This window comes from Corynebacterium sp. HMSC034A01 (assembly GCF_001838175.1).
Taxonomy (GTDB): Bacteria; Actinomycetota; Actinomycetes; order Mycobacteriales; family Mycobacteriaceae; genus Corynebacterium.
In genome coordinates, this window is sequence record NZ_KV835919.1 from 2,500 (window position 1) to 19,040 (window position 16,541).

Sequence of the window (16,541 nt, forward strand, 5' to 3'; positions counted from 1 at the left end):
CTCCTCCGTCGGTGTCGGCTCCTCCGTCGGCGTCGGCTCCGCAACCACAATATTCTTGGTAGCGGTTGCTTGATCGAATAGTGGCGAATTACGGCTCACTACACTGGCACTGAAAAGCTCTGCTGACGGGTCGAAGGTGCAGCGCTCAGAGGACACATACTGCTGAATTTGCAGGTGCGATCCCTCTGGGACCCACGCCTCACCTGCAAATGCATTCTCGTTGATCCGCCACTGATACCTTTTCAGCCAATTATGGTTCTCGAACCTTCCTTCGGAACGTTCTGGCTCCCCATCAGGCATCAAAGTGGCTACTGGAGAACCATCTTGACCGAAGACCTGGCCCGTCAGATCCTCACCGTTGGGCCCCGTTAGCTTGAACGACGCATCGCCGTAGAGTTGAAAATCAGAGTTCGTACCTAGCCAGAGATCCGCCATCCACGTGCCGTATTGACCGATATTGTCAAAAGAGACCTCGACCGTGCCCTTACGGACACATCGATCCTGCCCCGGTTCAAGCTCGTCAACACTCTGCATGGTGTAGTTGCCGAATTCCCAGTCTAGATCCGGACGAATATCGACCTCAGAGCCAACAGCTAACTGAAGTTCCGTTCCCGGTTCAACGTCCTGGGCTACCTTGACTGGCACTTCGAGGGTGAAACCCGGATTAGCCCCGAGCGGAAAGTCGCTAGCGGCAAACTCGATAGTCAGCTCGTTAATCTCTTCGTCAACACCAAATGTGTGGGGACGACGATTCTGCCCGTCGTCCCATCGGATATTGGATTCGACCGAGTCACCGAGGTCAATCTCCAACCTGTCGTCAACTTGGATCGAGAAAATCACAGCTGTCGCATCGGACTCTCCATACTTATTTTCTGCGGTTTTGGCGAAAGGAACCGACGAGCCAACTTTGATTGTGGCGGTGGTGGATTCACCCGCCCGAACCTCTGTGTCCGCCAGGTCCAAAGCAATGGACGCTTGCGGTTTCTTCCCCAGGTCGTCCCCGTGCTGGGTGGTGAGAGAGTCATCTTGGATGTAAGCCCCCGCGGTCTGCGGCACCGCCACACCGCCGATACCCAGCGCCACCGTGCTAACTACCGCGGCGACGCTACGCCACCAGCGGTTTTTCCTCGTATTTGATCGTCTATTCTCGCTCATCCCTGGCCTCCACTGTTGAGCGGCAACAAAACTGGTTGTGTCCCGGATAACCGGTATGCCAGGGAGGTTACCCCTTTACCAGACGTGCTGATCAGGCTCTTCCAATAAATTCACCAAGATTTAAGGAAAGGAGGGAAACCGGAAGGCGTCGTTAAGCAAAGGCCCCCAAAAAGATGTTGGCGGAGACGAGGGGATTTGAACCCCTGGAGGGATTAACCTCGCCGGTTTTCAAGACCGGTGCATTCGGCCGCTCTGCCACGTCTCCAACTCAGAGCAGTCTAACGTAGCCTGGCCGCATGAAAGCAATCAATGAGGAACTGAAGCTTATCGACGTCGCTACGCCCGACCTCCGCGAAGGCGAAGTCCTGGTCAAGGTCGTCGCCGCCGGCGTGAACCGCGGCGACCTGATGCAGGCCGCCGGAAAGTACCCACCGCCAAAGGGCGAGTCCGAGATTATGGGGCTGGAGTGCGCGGGTGTGATCGTGGACCCGGGCACGACCGGACGCAAGGAAGGCGAGGAGGTCGGCTGCCTGCTCGCCGGCGGCGGCTACGCAGAATACGTCGCGGTGCCGGAGGGCCAGCTCACGCCGATCCCGGAAGGCCTGACTGTGGAAGAGACCGCCGGTGTGGTCGAGGTGGCGTGCACGGTGTGGTCGAACCTGGGCATGGTCGCCGGGATTGCTGAGGGCGACAAAGTGCTCATCCACGGCGGCGCCGGCGGCATCGGCTCCTTTGCCATCCAGATGTGCAAGGCGCTCGGCTGCGAGGTTGCGGTGACTGCCGGAAGCCAAGAGAAGCTCGAGTACTGCCACGAGCTGGGCGCGGACATCCTGATCAACTACAAGGAGCAGGACTTCGCCGAGGAGCTGCCCGGGTGGGCGGACGCGATCCTGGACGTGGTTGGCGGGCCGTACCTGGAGCAGAACATCAAAGCGCTGAACACGGACGGGCACCTCATCGTCATCGCGGTGCAGGGCGGGCCGAAGGGCACGTTGTCTTTGGGCCGGATGATGCCGCGGCGCCTGTCCGTCACCGCCACCACCCTGCGCGCACGCCCCCGGCCGATGAAGGCAGCGATTGTCGCCTCCACAGTGGAAAATGTCTGGCCGCTGATCGAGTCCGGCAAGATCGCCCCGAACATCTCCGCGCGCTTCCCCCTCGAGGATGCCAAGAAGGCCCACGAGCACCTGGATTCCGGCGACAACACCGGGAAAATCCTTTTGGTTCTCTAGTGACGCGCCAGCGTCACTAGGCCAGCGACGCCACCGTCCGCACCAGCTGCTCGATGTCGTTCTGGGTGTTGAACGGGGACATGGCAATGGTCACGGCGCCGCCCATGTCGGCGACGCCCATGTCGTCGAGAAGCGGTGTGGCGCACGTCTGGGTGGCCACAATGCCGTTGGCCAACAGGCGGCGCAGCACGGTTTCAGACGGCACGCCAGTCACGCCGAACGCCAGGCGCGGGATGCGCTCCACCCGCGCGTCCTCGGCCGCCTCGCCGCTGACACCGACGATGTGCACTGCGGGCAGGGTGCCCAAAAACGTGTGCAGGTCGTCGCGCAGGCCGTTGAGGTAGGCGGTGGTCGCGTCCAGGGAGTACTTCAGGCGGTTGCGGCGGGTAGCGCGGCCGGTAAAGCCCTCGACCAGGGAGGCGTAGTGGTCCACCACCGCCGGCACCGCGCCCGCCAAGCCCTGGGAAACCTCCAGGTCCAGCGCGTCCATGTCCAGGCGCTTGAACATTGCGGAATCGCGGAAGATCAGCGCGGCGATGTCCGGCCCGCCCAGCTGGGCGATGTCCACCGCGGCCACGTCCGCGCCCCAGGCCTCGAGGTCTACGGGGCGGTAAGGGGCGTACGCGGTGGCGTCCACAAGCACCCATGCCCTCGACTTCGCGCGCACAGCCTCCGCGATCTCGGCAACACGCACCACGTTGCCCAGCTCCGCGTGCGCCGCCGGCACAGACACCAGGCGGGTGGAGCCGTCCGCGATCTCGCTGTACTGCCACGCCGGCAGGTCGCCGGTAGCCAGGTCCGCCTGCGCCCACACCTCATCCAGCCCGGCGCGCTGCAGACGCTTGGTCAAATGCGGGCGATCCAGAGGGTTCAGCACGATCGACGAGTTCCGCCGCAGCATCGGCTTCATCGCGTTGACCAGCGCCGAATACAACGCAGGCACGCTGGGACCCAGCACCACCTGGTCCGCCGTCACCCCGGTCAGGTCCGCGATGGCCACGCGCGCCGCCTCCGGGTACTGCACGCCCTCCGGCTGGCCCAGCGCCTCCTTGGAGTGCGATCCCAGCACCGGCTCCGGCGGCGGCACCAGCGCCGCGCTGCGGAAACTTCTCGAGACCGCCGTGGCCACCTTCTCCGGCACCTGCGGCTGCGTGTGGGCGTTCAGGTACGTCCAGCCGCTACCGAGCGATGTGTAGAGTCCACGCACTCCCCACACGTCATACGCCACGGCCGACCTCCCTTCAGGCAAGAATGCCCCAATTATGCACGCCCGTCCGACACGGCGCACACCGCCAGCTCGGGTGCGCAAATACCGTGCACTAGGGTGATCTGCGTGCACAACGAAGAACAGCTGCGCCAAGACGTCGCCCGCATGACCAGCCCTCCGGGCGGAGACACGCCGCCGTCGAAGTCCAAGACCTTCCGGCGCGCGTTCGACGACCTCATCCGCGGCTGGGGGCAGCACGAGCTCTGGCTGCAACTGGGATGGCAGGACATTAAACAGCGGTATAAGAGGTCCACCCTCGGCCCGCTGTGGATCACCATCGCCACCGGCGTGATGTCGCTGGCGCTGGGCCTGCTCTACTCCATGCTGTTCCAAATCGACGTCGCGGAGTTCCTCCCGCACGTCACCGTCGGCTTCATCGTCTGGGGTTTCCTCTCCGGCTGCATCAAGGACGGCGCGAACGTCTTCATCGAAAACGAAGGCCTGATCAAACAGCTCCCATCTGCACTGTCGGTCCACGTGTACCGCCTGGTGTGGCGCCAGCTGCTGTTTTTGGCGCACAACATGGTGATCTGGCTGCTGCTGGTGCTAATCTTCCGCATCCCGCTGACCCTGCACACCCTGCTGTTCATCCCCGGCCTGGCACTGCTTGTGGTCAACGGCGTGTGGGTGGCCATGTTCTTCGGCATGGTGGCCACCCGCTTCCGCGACGTCGCCCCGCTACTGGAAGCGCTGGTGCAGCTGCTCTTCTACGTCACCCCGATCGTCTGGACCACCCGCACCCTCAAGGACCAGGGTGGCGAGGTCGCGCAGCGCGCCATGCTCGCCGAGGTCAACCCCCTCTACCACTACCTCGAGATCGTGCGCGCCCCGCTTATCGACGAACCGTTGGCCACCTACCACTGGGGCATCGTCCTCGCGTGCACCGTCGCCGGCGTCCTGATCACCCTGCTTGCCATGAAGCGCTGGCGCTTCCGCGTGCCGTACTGGGTTTAGGAGTTTAGGAGTTTCACATGGTTTCCATCGACACCTACAACGCCTGCGTCGACTTCCCCATCTTCGACGCGAAGTCCCGTTCCCTGAAGAAGGCCGTGATGTCGTCCGCCGGCGGCAAGATCGGCCAGAACGCCTCCAACACCGTGGTTGTGGAGGCGCTGCGCGACATCAACCTCCACCTTAGGGAGGGCGACCGCGTCGGCCTGGTCGGCCACAACGGCGCAGGTAAATCAACCCTGCTGCGCTTGCTGTCGGGCATCTACGAGCCCACCCGCGGCGTCGCCGACGTGCGCGGCCGCGTCGCCCCCGTCTTCGACCTGGGCGTGGGCATGGACCCGGAGATCTCCGGCTACGAAAACATCATCATCCGCGGCCTGTTCCTGGGCCAGACCCGCAAGCAGATGAAAGCGAAGATGGACGAGATCGCCGAGTTTTCCGAGCTCGGCGACTACCTCAACATGCCCCTTCGCACCTACTCCACCGGCATGCGCGTCAGGTTGGCACTCGGCGTGGTCACCTCCATCGAGCCGGAGATCCTGCTGCTCGACGAGGGCATCGGCGCCGTCGACGCCGCCTTCATGGCTAAAGCCCGCGTGAGGCTCGCCGAGATGGTGGAGCGCTCCGGCATCCTGGTCTTCGCCTCCCACTCCAACGACTTCTTGGCACAGCTCTGCAACACCGCCCTGTGGGTGGACAAGGGCGAAATCCGAGAGGCCGGCCTGGTCGCCGACGTCGTGGGCGCCTACGAGGGCCCCGAGACCGGCGAGTACGTCGCAGAGCTGGTGGAGCGCTTCCACGGCGAAGCTGACGTCGAGAAGCCCTAGCCCCTCCCGACACATCGCGGCCGAATCTGTCAGACCGGACCCAAACCCCCAGTTCGGCACAAACGCCCGCCGTAATTTGTCAGGACTGGAGCTTGCGGATCAGCGCCACGAGCTTCTCCACAAACTTGTGCAACGACGCCGAGGTGAAGCGCAGCACCCGCCACCCGCAAATAGTGAGGTCGGAGTTGATCTCAGCGTCTTTGTGCCACTGCTTCGCCTCGCCGTGGTGGGCGCCGTCGTACATGATGCCGATCCCGAGCTCCGGGATGGCCAGGTCAAACGTGGTCACGATCTTGCCACCGTCCCGGACAACGACTTGCTCTTCCAGCAGCAGCCCGAACTCGTCGCACACCATCTGGGCGAGCAGGCGCATTTCGGTCTCCTTCGGCGAGTCCGCCAGTTTGCTCGACTTCGCAAGCGCGCGGGTGAGCCACCGCTGGCACACCGTCCCTGAGCTCGCCTTCAGGATCTCCATCGGGTCAATGCCCAGGTGGCGCCGCACACAGTCAATGAGAGTGATCGCTTCCACAAGGTCAATGCTGTGCCCGGCGAAGGTGGCGCCATTGCTTGGCGACGACCTCCGGATCTCCCTCAACACCTGCGCCGTCGCCGCCGCAGGGCTGGCCACCTGCAGCTCATGCCCGTAGTGTCGGACCTGCCAAACATGCTCGGGTTTGCACCCCCGGCGCACGATCGACGGCTTGGAGATATTGCCGTGTGAGTTGCGTTCCGCGGATGGATCCATGAGCACAGTGTCCTTGCCCTCCACCCGGTACCTGAGCCCGTACAGCGCAAGCGCGCCATGGGCGAGGACCACGGTGGAAGGCTTCTCTATGCCAAAAGCCGCGGCACGATACGCGGCGGGGACTTGGTAGATCACTCCCCGCGGGTGGTTTCGCGCGTCCGCCCGGGCTAGTTCGTAGGATCTCTGTTCCCGCGCGAGCATGTGGAATCGCGCGCTTACCTGCATCGTTTGCATCCCCTGGGGCAGGTTGCCGGCGGGGAGCAAACTGTTCTCTGGACCGACATTCATCCCGTCATACAAATTCACCATGCCTACTTAGACGTGAAGAAGGCGCGTTTGGATCCCTCGGGCACAATACAAAGCATGACTGCGTTGAATCCGAACGGCACGACCGCCGCCGTGATTGTCACCCACCGCCGCGTTGACCTGCTGAAACACTCGCTTGAGCAGGTGGTCAACCAGACGCATCCGGTGGATTGGGTGATTGTGGTGGACAACGGGGCGCAACACGAGGTGCAGGAGCTTCTCGACGACCTCGCGGCCGACCGCGCCGTCTACCTCCCCTCCCACACCAACCTGGGTGGGGCGGGCGGGTTCGCCTACGGATTCCTGCACGCACTCGCGCTGGGCGCGGACGCGATCTGGTGCGCGGACGACGACGGCCGGCCGAAAGACGAGCACGTGCTCAAAGAGCTCTACCGGGTCGCAGAAAAGCACCAGCTTGCGGAGGTCTCCCCGGTGGTGGCCAACATCGACGACCCGGAGAAGCTCGCGTTCCCACTAAGACAGGGCACGACCTGGCACCGCCGCGTCGATGAGCTCGAAGGCGACTTCCTGCCCCAGTACGCGAGTCTGTTCAACGGCGCGCTGATCTCGGCAAAGGCCACGGAGCGCATCGGCGTGCCCGACTACCGCCTGTTCATCCGGGGCGACGAAGTGGAGTACCACCGTCGTCTGGCACAATCCGGCCTGAACTACGGCACGGCGCTGACCACGTTCTACCTGCACCCGGACGGCTCGGGCGAGTTCCACCCGATCATGGGCGGCCGGGCCCACGCCCAATTCCCCGACAACCCCACTAAGCGGTATTTCACGTACCGGAACCGCGGCTACATCATTAACCAGCGCGGCATGAAGAAGATGCAGCTGCAGGAGGTGGTCCGCTTCGGGTGGTTCTTCCTGCTGGAGAAGAAGGACCCGAAGGGCTTCTACCAGTGGCTGAAGCTGCTGCGCCGCGGCGCCAAAGAGGATTTTAGGCGGCCATAGTTTTCTTGGCTTCGCGGAAGATCAAGTGCCGCTGCAGCTCAAAATTGACCACGGTGGCCACGCCCTGGGCGATGACAAACGACACGACGTTCTTCCACGGGTTGACCAGACCCAGCGACGTCAGCGGCGAGTCCGTCACGCGCCACAGCACCATCTGCACCGCGAACGTCACCGCGTAGAGCACGAAGACTGCCCCAGCCTTCTTCGCGTTGATCTTGGATTGAAAAGAGAACTTGGAGTTGAGCACATAGGCGGCGACGGTGCCGAAAACCCAGCCCACGGCCTTGGCAAAGTCGCGCTGCACCCCCATGAATTCGTCGAGGCTGTGGGTGATGCCGAAGTCGATGACTGCGCAGCCCACGCCGACCAAGAGGAAGGGCACGAGCTGCCGTTTCAGGGTAGAAGTTTCCGCCACGGGCGAATACCCTACCCGCGCATGAGCTGACGGTAGACATCCAACATCTCCGCCGCGCTCCGTTCGCCGCCAATTTCATCCAGCGACGCCAGCGATTCGGCGCACAGCGCCCGAATCTCCCCCATAGACAACGCACCATGCCCCAACGAGGCGAAGATGCTCTCCGCGATCTGCGCGGTCTCCCCGCCAGCGCAGCAGGCCAGCGCGAACACCAGGGACCAAAAGGCATCCCTCTCCTTGCGCCCAGACTCCACCGGCAGCGCCTCGATCCGCTCCCCCGCGCCCACATCCAGCGCCTGCAGCAGCGGCACAAAGTCGTGCCCGCGCGCCCGCGCCATGAACTCGCGCACTTCCGCGCGCAGCCCCGGCACCTCGACCTCCCCCATCAGCCGCGCGTTGACTTCCCCGATGTCGAACCCATGCGGCCCGAACGAGCCGGAGCCTGCCACGCACACGGACGGCGGCGTGGACTCGTCGCGCGGGTACACGCCCGCCAGCTGCATCTCAAAAGACCACAACCCATGGGAGAAGTGGGTGGATTCGCCGGGGGACTTTAGGACGTCGCAAAGCAAACGCTCCTGGGGCGCATCCGCACCCACCTCCTCGATGCCGAAGACCTCCCCCACAATCTCGCAGCACTCCGCGATGATCGCGTCCTCGTCGATACCCACCCACCGGTACACCACCTCATCCGACACCAGGCCAACGCGCACAAGCAGCGTCGCACCAGCCCGGCGCTCGGCGAGGCGGATCACCGGCGCGAGGTGGTCTGAACGGTAAAGGGTGCTGGACATGGCGCCCAATATAGGCTTTCTTTCCATGAGGAAGCATTACAAAGGCGACGACCCCAACGCGATCCACGAGGCAGCACAGCGTATCGACGCCCCGCTGTCCGACTTCATGGTCCGCCTCATGGCGGAAGAATTGCCCTTTGTGGACTCCAAAGGCCGCACCCGGATCTACGAGATCCTGCGCGAGCACAAGGAAGCCGGCAAACCTGTGATTTCCAGCCAAGAAGAGCTCCCCGCGGAGATTCGTAGCATCATGGATCTGTGATTCCGGCGTAGGGTTATGGGCATGGAACTGACAACCCAATCCCTCTACGGCTGGGGCCGTACCGCCCCCTCTACCGCACAGGTGTTGTCCACCGCCGACGTTGACACCATCGCCCAGGCAGTCAAGCAGGTGGCCGACGAAAACTCCGAGCTTCCAGAGCACAAACGCCGCGGTGTCATCGCCCGCGGCATGGGCCGCTCCTACGGCGATCCCGCCCAAAACGGCGGCGGCCTCGTCGTGGACATGACGCCGCTGAACCGCATCCACTCCATCGACCCGGACACCGGCATCGTCGACGTGGACGCAGGCGTGACCCTGGACCAGCTGATGAAGGCCGCGCTGCCCTACGGCCTGTGGGTCCCGGTGCTGCCCGGCACCCGCCAGGTCACCATCGGCGGCGCCATCGGCCCGGACATCCACGGCAAGAACCACCACTCCGCCGGCTCCTTCGGCGACCACGTGCTCTCCATGGAGCTTTTGGTCGCCGACGGCCGCGTGCTGCACCTGGAGCCCACCGGAGAGACGGCCGAGCTGTTCTGGGCCACCGTCGGCGGCATGGGCCTGACCGGCATCATCCTGCGCGCCCGCATCCAGATGACGTTCACGGAAACCGCCTACTTCATCGCAGACACCGACCGCACAGACACGCTGGACGAGACGATCGCGCTGCACTCCGACGGCTCCGAGGTGAACTACACCTACTCCTCGGCCTGGTTCGACGCCATCTCCGCGCCGCCGAAGACCGGCCGCTCCACCATCTCCCGCGGCTCGTTGGCCACCCTGGACCAGCTCAAGGAGCTCGCGCCGAAGCTGGCCAAGGACCCGCTGAAGTTCAACGCCCCGCAGCTGATGACGGTGCCGGACATCTTCCCGTCCTGGACCATGAACAAACTGTCGCTGATGGCCATCGGCGAGGCGTACTACTTCATGGGCAAGCCCGCGCGTAACCAGGTGCTCAACCTCACGCAGTTCTACCAGCCGCTGGATCTCATCGGCGAGTGGAACCGCGGCTACGGCAAGGCCGGCTTCCTGCAGTACCAGTTCGTCGTGCCCACCGACGCCGTCGAGCCGTTCAAGGACATCATCTACGACATCCAGTCTTCCGGCCACTACACCGCCCTGAACGTGTTCAAGCTGTTCGGCGAGGGCAACCAGGCGCCGCTGTCCTACCCGATGAAGGGCTGGAACGTGTGCGTGGACTTCCCGATTAGGGATGGCCTGAACGAGTTCCTGGACCGCCTGGACGACCAGGTCATGCAGTTCGGCGGCCGTCTCTACCTGGCCAAGGAGTCCCGCACCTCCGCGGAGAAGTTCCACGCCATGTACCCGGGGATGGCCGGCTGGCTGAAGACCCGCCGCGACATCGACCCGACCGGCGTGTTCGCGTCCGACATGTCCCGCCGACTTGAGCTGAACTAAGGAGAACCGACCATGTTGAATGCAGTAGGCCAAGCCCAGCACATCCTGCTCCTCGGCGGCACCAGCGAGATCGGCCTCGCCATCGTCGCCGAGCTAGCCTCCCGCGGCGGCAACCCCACCGTCACCCTGTGCGCGCGCAAGGACTCCCCGCGTATCGACGGCGCGATCTCGGCCGTCCAACAAGCCGGCGCAGGCCACGTGCGCCTCGTGGACTTCGACGCCCTCGACTTCACTTCCCACCCGGCGGTGCTCGACGCCGCGTTTGAGGACGGCGACGTCGACGTTGCCGTGGTCGCCTTCGGCACCCTCGGCGACCAGGAGCAGCTCTGGCAGGACCAGGCAGCGGCAGTGGCGTCCGCGCAGACGAACTTCACCGCCCCGATGTCCGTGGGCGTGCTTTTGGGCCAGCACATGAAACGTCAGGGCCACGGCACGATCATCGCCCTGTCCTCCGTTGCGGGCCAGCGCGTGCGCCGCTCCAACTTCGTCTACGGCGCCTCCAAGGCCGGCATCGACGGGTTCTACCTGCAGCTCGGCGAGGCGCTCAAGGACGACGGCGTGAAGGTCACCGTGGTCCGCCCCGGCCAGGTGCGCACCAAGATGACCGACGGGCTCGACGAGGCCCCGCTCACCGTGAACAAGGAAGACGTCGCCGAGGCAGCTGTCGACGCCGCCCTGGCCGGCAAGTCCTCCGTGTTCGTGCACAAGCTCTTCGGCCCGATCTCGCTGGTGCTCAAGGCCATCCCGGCGCCGATCATGAGCAAGCTCAACTTCTAGTTCTGCCCGCATAATTCAGCCACGATCCGTCACCGCTGACGGATCGCGGCTGAATTTGTCAGACGGGCCCTATTTCCCCAGGACCCTGACATTTTCCGGCGTAATGTGTCAGGACTACCTAGTCCTTGGCGCGGCCCATGCCGTGCAGCACCTGCTCGCGGAGCCGGCCGGTCCCCACCACCGCCAAAACACAACCAACCAGCGCGACGGCGACGAGGGCGCCGAACAGGGCCACCTTGTCCAGCACGTTGACGTAAACCATGACCATGCCGAATCCCATCAGGCCACCCATGCCGAACCCCAGCAGGGCCACCACGAGCATGGGAATCCCAACTTCACGCACGGCCACCTTGGTGTGAAAGGCGGCGGGCGCTCCAATGAAGTAGAGCGATTTGGTCAGTTGCTTCTGCTCCACCACGGAAAGTGCCTGGGTGAGCAGGGTGGACGCGACCAGGAGGACTGCCGCGAAGACGGCGGTGATGACCACGCCGGAGGGGATGTCCCCTGTGATCATCTTCAGGGCGGGCTGGTCTTCGATCTCCGGTACCGCGGAGATCCAGGCGCCGACGCCTCCGATGAATGCCACGAAGTACAGGGCGGTGACGCGCTTCCAGGTGGTTTTCGCGCCCCGGCCGACCCGGCGCGTGGCCACGTAGTTCGCGGCCCCGGGCACCCGGTAGCTCACGCGAGCGAGGAGTTGGATCACGCCGACGGCGATCAGTGCGTTGACGGTGAGAATGCCACCGGCTACAACCAGCAAGGCGCCGAATTCCAACGCGTCTGCCTGCGGAGCGATGGTCAGGGAGCTTAGGTAGCGGTACAGCACCACCGCGCCAACGAGCGAGAGCACCAGCGTGATCAAGTTTTGGCCCTTTGGTGGGATTTTCTTGGTGACGCCGAGTGGGGTGACGGCGACTCGTCGCAAGGCAAGCCACACTGAGCACGCGGCCAGCACCAGCACGACGATCCAGGCGATGGGGATGACCCACCAGGTGAGCATCTCCCAGGCGCCGACGGGTTTGTCCTGGAAAGTCAGCAACGACCACGCGGGACTCGTGACCACGTAGAGCACTGAGCCAATCACGAGCCCGACAAGCGCCTGGCGCAGGGACTCCAAGATCATCATTCCGCGCACCTCGCCGGCGGTCGCGCCGATGAGGCGTAGCGCTGCCAGGTGTTCTTCGCGCCCGCCGAGGTTCGCCCGCGCAGCTTGGGTGAGCAGCCCCAACAGGCTTGGCACGAGGAGCACACACGCGAACAGCGCGAGGAAGATATACGCGATGGAAATGGGGCCGCCCATCGACTCCTCGATTTCCACGAGCGCCTCGTGCGGGTGTAGGTCGCGGGCGAGGAACATCCAGGTGCCGCCCATGAGCGTGCACAGCATCCAGGTCGCCACGGTCACGGCGACCAGCGACAGGGCACGGACCCAGCGTTCGCCGATCTGCCGTTGCGAGCGCCCTTCGCTTGTCGACGACACCGCCGAGCGCATCAACGTCATTGCACTCATCGCGCCACCTCCGAGTGGATCAGGCCGTCGCGGATTTCGACGCGGCGGCTGCACCAGTCGGCGATCTTCGGGTCGTGCGTGACCAGCACGAGGGTGACGCCGAACTTCTGCGCGATTGCCACGATCTGCTGCATGACCTCGTGCCCGGTGGCTTGGTCCAGGGCGGCGGTGGGTTCGTCGGCAAACACCACCGACGGCGGCCCGGCCAAGGCGCGGGCGATGGCCACGCGCTGCACCTGGCCGCCGGAGAGTTGCCCTGGGTACCGGTCCACAAAGGCCCCCAAGCCCAACCGGGTGAGCATGTCGATGGCCTCGGCGTGTGCCTCCGCACGCGACACCCCGCGCATGATCTGTGGCAGGGCGACGTTTTCGGTGGCGGTCAGCTCCGGCAGCAGCTGGCCGTCTTGGAAGATGAAGCCAAAGTTCTCGAGGCGCAGGCGCGAGCGTTCCGCGTCGTTCATGGCCGACACGTCCTGGCCGTTGAAGCGCACCTGGCCGTCGTCGGGCACGAGCACGCCGGACATGCAGTGCAGCAGGGTCGATTTGCCGGAGCCAGAGGGCCCCATGATCGCGACGGATTCGCCGCCGCCAACCGTCAGGCTGATGCCTTCGAGGACCCGTTGTTGGGTGAAGGACTTCGTGATGTCGTTGAGTTCAAGCATGGTGTCTATTCCACAGGTGGTCGTCGATAAGCACTATGGCCCTGGCTCCCGAATATGGGTAGTGCTAGCTCTACCTGGCTACGCTCGGGGCCATGCGGCGACATAAACACGAGGAGCGCGCGGCCGCCAAAATCCACCAGTTGACGGTTTCGCGGCGCAGGATCGCGGAGGCGTACGAGGTGGAGCGGCTGCGCATCGAGCGCGACCTGCACGACGGCGCGCAGCAATATTTTGTGGCTGCCGCGATGAAGTTGGGCGAGGCAAGGTTGGACATTGCATCGCAGCTTCTCGACGACGCCGCCCGCGACCTCCACAACGGCCTCGACGCCCTGCGCCGCACCGTAAGGGGCATCCACCCGCGAGAGCTGTCGGACCACGGGCTGGTTGCCGCGATCGAGACCGCCGCCGCACAGCACGGCCCGCATGTCACGGTCCGCGCGCCGCACGAGCTGCCGCGTATCGACGCCTCCGTCACCGCCGCCGCCTACTTCTTCACCACCGAAGCCTTAACCAACGCCGCAAAGCACGCACCACATGCACCGGTGAGCGTGCTGGTCACCTGCGACCACACTCTGAATGTTTCCGTCACCGACCAGGGCGGCGGCAACGCACGCATCACCCCCGGCGGCGGGCTCGACGGGATGCAGGAACGAATCGCAGCGTTCGGCGGTGAGATGGAGCTGCACTCGCCGGATGGTGGGCCGACCACCGTCACCGCCCGTATTCCGTTGCTGTTGTTCCGGGGAGAAAGTGGGATTGCGCCATGAGGATTGTTATCGCGGACGACTCCGCACTGCTGCGGGAAGGCGTTGCCGGCCTGCTCACCCGGCGCGGCCACGAGGTTGTGGCGCAGGTGGATAGTGCGGATCGGGTGCAGGGGGTCGTCGATACGCATGCGCCCGACCTGGTGATCACGGACGTGCGCATGCCGCCGAACATGCGCGACGACGGCCTTCAAGCAGCACTGGAGCTGCGCCAACGGGGCCCAGTCAACGTGCTGGTGCTGTCGCAGTACGTCGCGCCCGCCTACGCCAGGGAATTGTTCTCCGGCGGCGACGGCGGCACCGGCTACCTGCTGAAAGACCGCGTCGCGGAGGTGAAAGACTTCATCCAGGCGTGCGAAACCGTGGCGTCCGGCGGCGTGGTCATCGACCCGGACGTGGCCAGCGCGCTCATGGCCGCGAGCTCGCGCTGGCTAACCACGCTCACCCCGCGCGAGATGGAAGTGCTCGAACACATGGCGGAGGGCCTGTCCAACGCGCAGATCTCCGAGCAGCTCTACCTCTCCGGCGCTGCGGTGGCGAAGCACGTCTCCAGCATCTTCTCCAAGCTCGGCCTCACCCCCGACGAGGACAACCGGCGCGTACGCGCGATCCTGATGTACCTGGCAGAACGTGGAGTTGGGTAGCGTATGCGAAACTGTTACGTATGACTACCGCTTACCACCCCGACGAGCAGTCGGTTGGGCAAACCGCTGCCCGGACTGTCGCGGCCGGGCTCGCCGGCGGCGTGATCGCCCTGGTCGCCTGGTTCGTGCTGCACAAGATCTCGCTGCCGGCGTTTAACACGTCGATGGTGACCAGGTCTTTGGCCACCGCCGCGTCCTTCGTCTGCATCGGCGTCGGCGTCGTTCTGGCTGTGCTGTGGACGAAGGGCAAGAAGCCCTGGATTTCCTCGGCCGTGATGTCGTTGGTGCCGGCGGGGCTGGTGGTGTCGTCAATCGGCATCCCGCTGGGCGCGACCCGGCTGTACCTGGACGGCATCCAGGTGGACCAGGGCTTCCGCACCCAGTTCCTGTCGCGCATGACGGAGAACCTCGGCCACGCGGACATGGCGTACAAAGACCTGCCCACCTTCTACCCCATGGGCTGGTTCTGGCTCGGAGGCCGCACCGCCAACGTGCTGGGCATGCAGGGTTGGGAGGTGTACCAGCCGTTCGCGATCGCCACGTTGGCGGCGGCTGCGGCGATGCTCACCCCGGTGTGGCGCAGGCTCACCGGCTCGCTGCCCACCGCGCTCGCCATCGCCACGGTGACCACGGCGGTTGTGCTCACGGAGGTGCCGGAGGAGCCGTATGCGGCTGTGGTGGCCATGTTCGTGCCGGCGGCGGCGGTGATGTCCTACCGGGCGGTCAACGGCTCGTGGGCGTCCACCATCGCACTGGCCGTCTACCTGGGCATTTCCGCCAGCTTCTACACCCTGTTCACCGCGATTGCGGCGCTGACCATGGTGGTGCTGGCCGTCATCCACACCTTTACTAAGCACTCGGTCCAGCCGCTGGTGCACCTGCTGGTCACCGGCGTGGGCTCGCTGGCCATCGCCGCGATCTCCTGGGGGCCGTACGTCTGGCGCGTGATCACCGGCGACGAGCAGCTGGAGTCCACCGCGAACCACTTTCTGCCCATTGAGGGCACGTACTTCCCGCTGCCGTTTTTGTCGTTCTCGCTGATCGGGCTTTTGTCCATGATCGGGTTGATCTACCTGATTTACAGGATCAAGGAGCCTGAGTTGGCGGCCCTTGGTGCGTCGATAGGCGTGTGCTACCTGTGGGCCCTGGCCTCGATGGCGATCACCCTGCTGGGCACCTCCCTGCTGGGCTTCCGCCTGGAGGTGCTGATTGTGGCGCTGTTTGCCACCCTCGGTGTGATTGCGATCTCCGAGTTCGGGCTGAACAAGTACACCACCGCCGTCGCCGCGATCCTGGCGGTGGGCGCGCTGCAGATGGTGCAGAACATCCCGGTGGAAAACGAGGACTACATCGATCAGGCGTATGCCGACACCGACGGCAACGGCGAGCGCGCGGACCGCTTCCCGCCGGACGCGGGCCGCTACTACCAGGAGATGGCCGACTTCATCGAGGCCCACGGCCACATGAAGAACGACGCGGTGATCTACACCGACGAGATCAACTTCATGGCCTTCCAGCCCTTCTACGCGTTTAACGCCTACACCAGCCACTACGCCAACCCGCTGGGCGAGTTCGAGCACCGCAACGACGAGTTGAAGCAGTGGGCGGAGATCTCCTACGAGGACCCAGAGAAGTTCACCGAGGCGGTGGACAATTCGCAGTGGGAGCCGCCGGTCGCGTTCGTGTTCCGCGACAACGGCAAGGACGGGTTGAAGACCCACATTGCGCACGACATTTACCCAAGCCAGCCGAACGTGCGCTACGAAGGCTTGTTCTTCAACCCAGACGCATTCGAGCAGGACTGGGACGTCGAGCAGTTCGGCCCGTTTGCTGTGGCGGTGAGGAAGTAAG

Annotated in this window: 16 protein-coding genes, 1 tRNA gene and 1 pseudogene; 10 read left to right on the forward strand and 8 right to left on the reverse strand. The window is 64.5% G+C overall.

Annotated elements, in window-relative coordinates; all coding sequences use genetic code 11:
- A pseudogene (locus tag HMPREF2791_RS11960) lies at nt 1–1,155 on the reverse strand (hypothetical protein); the annotation flags it as partial.
- 177 nt (nt 1,156–1,332) lie between these two features.
- Nucleotides 1,333–1,420: transfer RNA gene (locus tag HMPREF2791_RS00170), tRNA-Ser, on the reverse strand.
- A 31-nt stretch (nt 1,421–1,451) separates the two neighbouring features.
- Here HMPREF2791_RS00170 and HMPREF2791_RS00175 point away from each other — a divergent pair.
- A complete protein-coding gene (locus tag HMPREF2791_RS00175) occupies nt 1,452–2,387 on the forward strand; it encodes an NAD(P)H-quinone oxidoreductase (protein ID WP_070843755.1) in 936 nt (311 codons plus the stop codon).
- A 16-nt stretch (nt 2,388–2,403) separates the two neighbouring features.
- Here HMPREF2791_RS00175 and HMPREF2791_RS00180 read toward each other — a convergent pair whose 3' ends face one another.
- On the reverse strand, nt 2,404–3,615 hold the full coding sequence (locus HMPREF2791_RS00180) for an aminotransferase class V-fold PLP-dependent enzyme (protein ID WP_070843756.1): 1,212 nt from the start codon (nt 3,613–3,615) through the stop codon (nt 2,404–2,406).
- Between the two features lie 144 nt (nt 3,616–3,759).
- On the opposite strand from HMPREF2791_RS00180, the gene HMPREF2791_RS00185 reads away from it, so the two are divergent.
- The gene (locus HMPREF2791_RS00185; protein ID WP_070472547.1) at nt 3,760–4,608 is read left to right on the forward strand and encodes a galactan export ABC transporter permease subunit Wzm/RfbD; all 849 of its coding nucleotides are present in this window, start codon (nt 3,760–3,762) and stop codon (nt 4,606–4,608) included.
- A 17-nt stretch (nt 4,609–4,625) separates the two neighbouring features.
- A complete protein-coding gene (locus HMPREF2791_RS00190) occupies nt 4,626–5,432 on the forward strand; it encodes a galactan export ABC transporter ATP-binding subunit Wzt/RfbE (RefSeq protein ID WP_070472511.1) in 807 nt (268 codons plus the stop codon).
- Between the two features lie 79 nt (nt 5,433–5,511).
- Here the strand turns inward: HMPREF2791_RS00190 and HMPREF2791_RS00195 are convergent, their stop codons facing one another.
- Nucleotides 5,512–6,249, reverse strand: coding sequence for a hypothetical protein (locus HMPREF2791_RS00195; protein WP_141764866.1), 738 nt, complete (start codon nt 6,247–6,249; stop codon nt 5,512–5,514).
- Nucleotides 6,250–6,540: 291 nt separating this feature from the next.
- On the opposite strand from HMPREF2791_RS00195, the gene HMPREF2791_RS00200 reads away from it, so the two are divergent.
- Nucleotides 6,541–7,443, forward strand: a complete 903-nt coding sequence (locus HMPREF2791_RS00200; protein ID WP_070843758.1) for a galactofuranosyltransferase GlfT1 — start codon at nt 6,541–6,543, stop codon at nt 7,441–7,443.
- On the opposite strand, the gene HMPREF2791_RS00205 is transcribed toward HMPREF2791_RS00200, so the two are convergent.
- Nucleotides 7,430–7,858 carry a GtrA family protein gene (locus HMPREF2791_RS00205; protein WP_246815166.1) on the reverse strand — a complete coding sequence of 143 codons (429 nt, stop codon included), beginning with the start codon at nt 7,856–7,858 and terminating at the stop codon, nt 7,430–7,432. The genes HMPREF2791_RS00200 and HMPREF2791_RS00205 overlap by 14 nt on opposite strands.
- A gap of 11 nt (nt 7,859–7,869) precedes the next feature.
- Nucleotides 7,870–8,652 (reverse strand): hypothetical protein, encoded by a 783-nt coding sequence (locus tag HMPREF2791_RS00210; protein WP_141764867.1) that lies wholly within the window; start codon nt 8,650–8,652, stop codon nt 7,870–7,872.
- Nucleotides 8,653–8,677: 25 nt separating this feature from the next.
- Between HMPREF2791_RS00210 and HMPREF2791_RS00215 the strand changes: the two genes are divergently transcribed.
- Genes HMPREF2791_RS00215 through HMPREF2791_RS00225 form a run of 3 tightly spaced genes read left to right on the forward strand, consistent with a single transcriptional unit; the run spans nt 8,678 to nt 11,110 of the window.
- On the forward strand, nt 8,678–8,914 hold the full coding sequence (locus HMPREF2791_RS00215; protein ID WP_070472498.1) for a hypothetical protein: 237 nt from the start codon (nt 8,678–8,680) through the stop codon (nt 8,912–8,914).
- Between the two features lie 21 nt (nt 8,915–8,935).
- Complete coding sequence (locus HMPREF2791_RS00220; protein WP_371335871.1) at nt 8,936–10,333, forward strand: decaprenylphosphoryl-beta-D-ribose oxidase; 1,398 nt, start codon at nt 8,936–8,938, stop codon at nt 10,331–10,333.
- Nucleotides 10,334–10,345: 12 nt separating this feature from the next.
- Nucleotides 10,346–11,110 (forward strand): decaprenylphospho-beta-D-erythro-pentofuranosid-2-ulose 2-reductase, encoded by a 765-nt coding sequence (locus HMPREF2791_RS00225; RefSeq protein WP_070472491.1) that lies wholly within the window; start codon nt 10,346–10,348, stop codon nt 11,108–11,110.
- Between the two features lie 118 nt (nt 11,111–11,228).
- Here the strand turns inward: HMPREF2791_RS00225 and HMPREF2791_RS00230 are convergent, their stop codons facing one another.
- Both HMPREF2791_RS00230 and HMPREF2791_RS00235 read right to left on the reverse strand, forming a co-directional pair.
- Nucleotides 11,229–12,620 (reverse strand): FtsX-like permease family protein, encoded by a 1,392-nt coding sequence (locus HMPREF2791_RS00230; protein ID WP_083327830.1) that lies wholly within the window; start codon nt 12,618–12,620, stop codon nt 11,229–11,231.
- Nucleotides 12,617–13,282 (reverse strand): ABC transporter ATP-binding protein, encoded by a 666-nt coding sequence (locus HMPREF2791_RS00235; RefSeq protein ID WP_070843761.1) that lies wholly within the window; start codon nt 13,280–13,282, stop codon nt 12,617–12,619. The genes HMPREF2791_RS00230 and HMPREF2791_RS00235 overlap by 4 nt, the downstream gene beginning before the upstream one ends.
- Nucleotides 13,283–13,374: 92 nt before the next feature.
- Here HMPREF2791_RS00235 and HMPREF2791_RS00240 point away from each other — a divergent pair, with 92 nt between their 5' ends.
- The 3 genes from HMPREF2791_RS00240 to HMPREF2791_RS00250 are packed head-to-tail and all read left to right on the forward strand — an operon-like array spanning nt 13,375 to nt 16,540.
- Nucleotides 13,375–14,049, forward strand: a complete 675-nt coding sequence (locus tag HMPREF2791_RS00240) for a sensor histidine kinase (protein ID WP_070472482.1) — start codon at nt 13,375–13,377, stop codon at nt 14,047–14,049.
- The gene (locus HMPREF2791_RS00245) at nt 14,046–14,690 is read left to right on the forward strand and encodes a response regulator transcription factor (RefSeq protein ID WP_070843762.1); all 645 of its coding nucleotides are present in this window, start codon (nt 14,046–14,048) and stop codon (nt 14,688–14,690) included. Before HMPREF2791_RS00240 ends, HMPREF2791_RS00245 begins: the two co-directional genes overlap by 4 nt.
- 20 nt (nt 14,691–14,710) lie before the next feature.
- Nucleotides 14,711–16,540, forward strand: coding sequence for an arabinofuranosyltransferase (locus HMPREF2791_RS00250; RefSeq protein ID WP_070843763.1), 1,830 nt, complete (start codon nt 14,711–14,713; stop codon nt 16,538–16,540).
- Nucleotide 16,541: the final 1 nt, after the last annotated feature.

Bases quoted from the DNA above. Each gene is read 5' to 3' on its own strand.
- HMPREF2791_RS00200 (WP_070843758.1), top strand. From the start codon at position 6,541: ATGACTGCGTTGAATCCGAACGGCACGACCGCCGCCGTGATTGTCACC.
- HMPREF2791_RS00215 (WP_070472498.1), top strand. From the start codon at position 8,678: ATGAGGAAGCATTACAAAGGCGACGACCCCAACGCGATCCACGAGGCA.
- HMPREF2791_RS00210 (WP_141764867.1), bottom strand. From the start codon at position 8,652: ATGTCCAGCACCCTTTACCGTTCAGACCACCTCGCGCCGGTGATCCGC.
- HMPREF2791_RS00245 (WP_070843762.1), top strand. From the start codon at position 14,046: ATGAGGATTGTTATCGCGGACGACTCCGCACTGCTGCGGGAAGGCGTT.
- HMPREF2791_RS00225 (WP_070472491.1), top strand. From the start codon at position 10,346: ATGTTGAATGCAGTAGGCCAAGCCCAGCACATCCTGCTCCTCGGCGGC.
- HMPREF2791_RS00230 (WP_083327830.1), bottom strand. From the start codon at position 12,620: ATGAGTGCAATGACGTTGATGCGCTCGGCGGTGTCGTCGACAAGCGAA.
- HMPREF2791_RS00240 (WP_070472482.1), top strand. From the start codon at position 13,375: ATGCGGCGACATAAACACGAGGAGCGCGCGGCCGCCAAAATCCACCAG.
- HMPREF2791_RS00190 (WP_070472511.1), top strand. From the start codon at position 4,626: ATGGTTTCCATCGACACCTACAACGCCTGCGTCGACTTCCCCATCTTC.
- HMPREF2791_RS00250 (WP_070843763.1), top strand. From the start codon at position 14,711: ATGACTACCGCTTACCACCCCGACGAGCAGTCGGTTGGGCAAACCGCT.
- HMPREF2791_RS00185 (WP_070472547.1), top strand. From the start codon at position 3,760: ATGACCAGCCCTCCGGGCGGAGACACGCCGCCGTCGAAGTCCAAGACC.
- HMPREF2791_RS00175 (WP_070843755.1), top strand. From the start codon at position 1,452: ATGAAAGCAATCAATGAGGAACTGAAGCTTATCGACGTCGCTACGCCC.
- HMPREF2791_RS00235 (WP_070843761.1), bottom strand. From the start codon at position 13,282: ATGCTTGAACTCAACGACATCACGAAGTCCTTCACCCAACAACGGGTC.
- HMPREF2791_RS00220 (WP_371335871.1), top strand. From the start codon at position 8,936: ATGGAACTGACAACCCAATCCCTCTACGGCTGGGGCCGTACCGCCCCC.